The sequence below is a fragment of the Kineococcus siccus genome, from assembly GCF_009906795.1.
GTDB classification, from domain to species: Bacteria; Actinomycetota; Actinomycetes; order Actinomycetales; family Kineococcaceae; genus Kineococcus; species Kineococcus siccus.
Genome location: NZ_JAAALN010000435.1, coordinates 1 through 704 on the forward strand (window position 1 = coordinate 1; position 704 = coordinate 704).

The 704-nt window shown below is 75.6% G+C and carries 1 protein-coding gene; it reads left to right on the top strand.

All coding sequences use genetic code 11. From position 1 onward, the window contains the following. Positions 1–49 precede the first annotated feature (49 nt). On the top strand, positions 50–704 hold a 655-nt coding region (locus GTR02_RS22005), incomplete at its 3' end, for an ROK family protein (RefSeq protein WP_205709825.1).

Sequence of the window (704 nt, forward strand, 5' to 3'; positions counted from 1 at the left end):
CCGCCCGATCATGTCACCCGGCGGGGGCGCCGGGTGACATGATCGGGCGGTGTCCGAGATCGAGCTCCCGAGCGCGCGGCGACGGCCGAGCGCCCGGGAGAAGGTCCTGGACGCGGTCCGGGCGCACGAGCACGTGAGCCGCGTGGAACTGGCCTCGCTGACGGGCCTCACCGAGGCGTCGATCTCGACGACCGTGCGGCGGTTGCTGCGCGACGGCGTCCTGGTCGAGACGGGCCGGACCCCGACGGCGGGCAAACCCCGCACGATGCTGCGGCTGGACCCCGGCGCGCGGTTCGCGGTGGGCATGCACATCGACGCCGGGACCACGACGCTCGTGCTCACGGGGCAGACGGGTGGGGTCATCTCCCGCACCGCCCTGCCGCCGCGGGCGGACGCCGCGGCGCTGCTCGCCGACGTCACCGTGCTCATCGAGGCCTCCGGTCTCGACCGCGACCGCTGCCTCGGCATCGGGCTCGTGTGGACGGGTCGGTCCGCGACGGTACCGCCGGAGCTGCTCGCGGGCCTGGCCGCCGGGACGGGCTGGCCCGTGCTCGTGGAGAACGACGCCACGGCCGCGGCGGTCGGTGAGTACTGGGTGGCCCGGCTGGACTCCCGCCGCTCGTTCATCGCGCTGTACATGGGCTCCGGCATCGGGTCGGGGATCGTGCTGGACGGCCGCCCCCTGCGGGGGCGGGGTTTCGGGG